This is a genomic window from Streptomyces sp. NRRL S-495, assembly GCF_000966955.1.
Lineage (GTDB): Bacteria > Actinomycetota > Actinomycetes > Streptomycetales > Streptomycetaceae > Kitasatospora > Kitasatospora purpeofusca.
Genome location: NZ_JZWY01000997.1, coordinates 1 through 2,650 on the forward strand (window position 1 = coordinate 1; position 2,650 = coordinate 2,650).

Below are 2,650 nucleotides of genomic sequence, written 5' to 3' on the forward strand. Positions count from 1 at the left end.
CGCCTCCCAGCTCCTCCACCTGCGCAAGGCCACCGTGCCGGTCCCGCTCCTCGCCGCGGCCGCCGAGCTGATCACACCGCAGCTCACCGACCCCGACCCGGCCACCCAGGAGGCGGCCGCCACCGTCCACGCACTCCTGCTCGCCGCCATCGAGGACGCCGCCCCCGACCGCTGAGTGGTCGACTTCGGAGGTTCTTCGGGGGTTGATCATGCGGTGAGGTCAGCTCTGGCAGCCGGACCTGAGCCGAAAAGGAGTCGCGTTCTCGGCGATGCGGCCTTAGCGTGCGCCGCGTGGACGTTGAAGATCCCAAAGAGGTGGTCCGGCGGGGGTACGACCTGCTCTCGGAGCACTATGAGCGGACATTCGGCAGCGAGACGAAGTACGGACCGTGGATCGAGGAGTTGCTCGGCCGACTGCCGGAGGCAGGCACCGTCCTGGACATCGGGTGCGGCACCGGTGTCCCTGCGGCCCGGTCCTTGATCACAGCTGGTCACCGCGTGACGGGCGTCGACATCAGTGAGGTCCAGATCCGCAGGGCCCGCGAACTCGTGCCGGGCGCCGACTTCATCCGGGCTGACGCCACGACCTTGGAGTTCCCCGAAGAGAGCTTCGACGCCGTGGTCTGTCTGTACGCCCTGATCCATATTCCGGTGGAGGAACAGCCTGCCCTACTCGGTCGGATCGCTTCCTGGCTGCGGCCCGGGGGCTGGTGTCTGGCCACCACCGGGCATCGGGCCTGGACCGGGACCGATGAGAATTGGCTCGGTGGCGGGGCGGCGATGTGGTGGAGTCACGCGGATGCCGCGACGAACCGCTCATGGCTCGTGCGAGCCGGCCTCGACGTGGTTCACGAAGAGTTCGTGCCCGAGGGCGACAACGGCCATGTCCTGTTCTGGGCCCGGCGGCGGCACTCCTCGGGATGACAGTGACGGGAAGGAGTGGGGCGTCGTGGCAGCCCTGATCGTGCGAGGTTCCGGACCGGCGCACGGCCTGACGCCTTGCTCGCCAGCTGGAGCCCTATGTCCTGCGACTCCGGGGTCACCGAAGTCGCTCGTAGGCGGTCAGGGGTGGTGTGACGGCCGGCCGCTGCCGGCGCTGTCCTGCGGGTGGTAGAGCTCCTGGGCGCGGGCCAGGTCGACGGCCCCGTCCTGGTGCAAGTGCAGGAAGAAGCCCAGCTGCCACGCCTGCGTACTGCCGGCCTGGCGGTTGGGAGGGGTCACCCAGGGCGGGTAGATGCGAAAGGCTCGTTTCCCACCTGAACCGTTCGCCGATACGACGCCGTGCCGGCGGAGCGCGTCCTTGGGAAAGACGAACTGGCCGAAGTGGTGATCGTCGCGGGTGCTGATGACAAAGAGGTCGACGGGGTCCGTGGCATCGAACGGCTGGATCGGTCCGGCCGGGGACCTCTTCCAGACCGTGACGAACTGGCCCGCCTTGGTGGGGGTCGTCCTGGCGGCGCGAAACCGAACGGCGAGGCCGTCGAGGGTGAACCCGTAGGCGGCGTACTCGGCGCTCTCGGCCTCGGGGACCGGCTGCGAGCAGGAAAATCCGCAGCGGTCGTAGACGAGCGCCTTCGCCGCGACGAGATCCTCGTGGACCGGGGCGGCGCCCAGCCAGGGTTCCGGGCGGAGATCGGCCGGGTGCTCGCGGTCCATGGTCATTTGCCCACTCTGTCAGCCGGTCAGCGGTCCCCAGGTATCGGGGTCGAGCTCGGGATCGTACGGGGTGATCAGCATCTCGACAGTGGCCCCGGGAGTCACCCAGCGGGCGAGCGTACGGTCGCCCGGCAGCTCGAACAACTCGTCGGGCAGTTGCGAAAGGACCATGTTCCCGATCGTCGTGGCGAAGGCCAGCGGGCCGAACGGCGTGTCGATGGACGGTTCGACGGCGGTGGCGCGATGGGTGCTCAGAGGCTGCGGGCGGCGATGTCGCCGAAGGTGGTGGTCGCGGTGAGGGCCAGGCGGGCGGCGGTGTCCTGGGTGTTGCTCAGGGTGTTGAGGATCCGGCCGTAGGAGGTGGTCGCCTTCAGGGTGGCGCAGGTGCCGCGGGCGGCGGCGACCGTGATGTCGCCGTGCCCGGTGCGCAGGTCGGTCGCACCACCGGTGGCCTCGGCGACGGTGAGGTCGCCCTTCCGGGTGGTGATCCGGGCCGGGCCGGAGAGGCGGCCGAGGTGGATGTCGCCGGACCTGACGGTGAGGTGGGCGCCCACGCTCTCCTCCAGGTCGACCGTTCCCCGTTCGCCCTCGAAGGTGACTTCGCCCAGGCGCCCGACGCCGCGCAGCTCGCCGAGCGCGGCCCTGACCTGGACCCGGGAGCCGGACGGGAGCCGGACGGTCACCCGGATGCGACCCGGGTCGCCGAGGTCCCGGTGCGGCGCCTCCGGGGCCGTGATGCGCAGCAGGCCGTCGGCGCAGGTGACCCGGACCCGCTCGGCGGCCAGCACGTCGTGGCTCTCCGACGCGTCGGCGGGCAGGACTTCGACGGTGGTGTCGCCCCGGTCGGCGGCGACGAACCGCACCGAGGCGGCCGGGAGGTCGACGGCGGCGGTGACCGGGGCGGGGGTGTCGAACTTCAGCATGGTGGTCTCTCCTGCGCTGGGGCCCGTTCGTTTCCGGAATCGCGAACGCCGTGCCGACTTCGTATTTCTGG

4 protein-coding genes are annotated in these 2,650 nt (G+C 70.5%); 1 reads left to right on the top strand and 3 read right to left on the bottom strand.

Translation table 11 applies throughout. The features are described 5' to 3' along the window. Positions 1–291 precede the first annotated feature (291 nt). Positions 292–924 (top strand): class I SAM-dependent methyltransferase, encoded by a 633-nt coding sequence (locus tag VR45_RS37705; RefSeq protein ID WP_045944461.1) that lies wholly within the window; start codon positions 292–294, stop codon positions 922–924. Positions 925–1,062: 138 nt separating this feature from the next. On the opposite strand, the gene VR45_RS37710 is transcribed toward VR45_RS37705, so the two are convergent. From VR45_RS37710 to VR45_RS37715, 3 genes are all read right to left on the bottom strand, one after another. Beyond that, positions 1,063–1,656 (bottom strand): MepB family protein, encoded by a 594-nt coding sequence (locus tag VR45_RS37710; RefSeq protein WP_045944462.1) that lies wholly within the window; start codon positions 1,654–1,656, stop codon positions 1,063–1,065. Positions 1,657–1,674: 18 nt separating this feature from the next. Next, a complete protein-coding gene (locus tag VR45_RS47590; RefSeq protein WP_159394509.1) occupies positions 1,675–1,827 on the bottom strand; it encodes a hypothetical protein in 153 nt (50 codons plus the stop codon). A gap of 80 nt (positions 1,828–1,907) precedes the next feature. Further along, positions 1,908–2,579 carry a DUF4097 family beta strand repeat-containing protein gene (locus VR45_RS37715; protein WP_045944460.1) on the bottom strand — a complete coding sequence of 224 codons (672 nt, stop codon included), beginning with the start codon at positions 2,577–2,579 and terminating at the stop codon, positions 1,908–1,910. Between the last annotated feature and the right edge of the window lie 71 nt (positions 2,580–2,650).

Bases quoted from the DNA above. Each gene is read 5' to 3' on its own strand.
- VR45_RS37715 (WP_045944460.1), bottom strand. From the start codon at position 2,579: ATGCTGAAGTTCGACACCCCCGCCCCGGTCACCGCCGCCGTCGACCTC.
- VR45_RS37710 (WP_045944462.1), bottom strand. From the start codon at position 1,656: ATGGACCGCGAGCACCCGGCCGATCTCCGCCCGGAACCCTGGCTGGGC.
- VR45_RS47590 (WP_159394509.1), bottom strand. From the start codon at position 1,827: ATGGTCCTTTCGCAACTGCCCGACGAGTTGTTCGAGCTGCCGGGCGAC.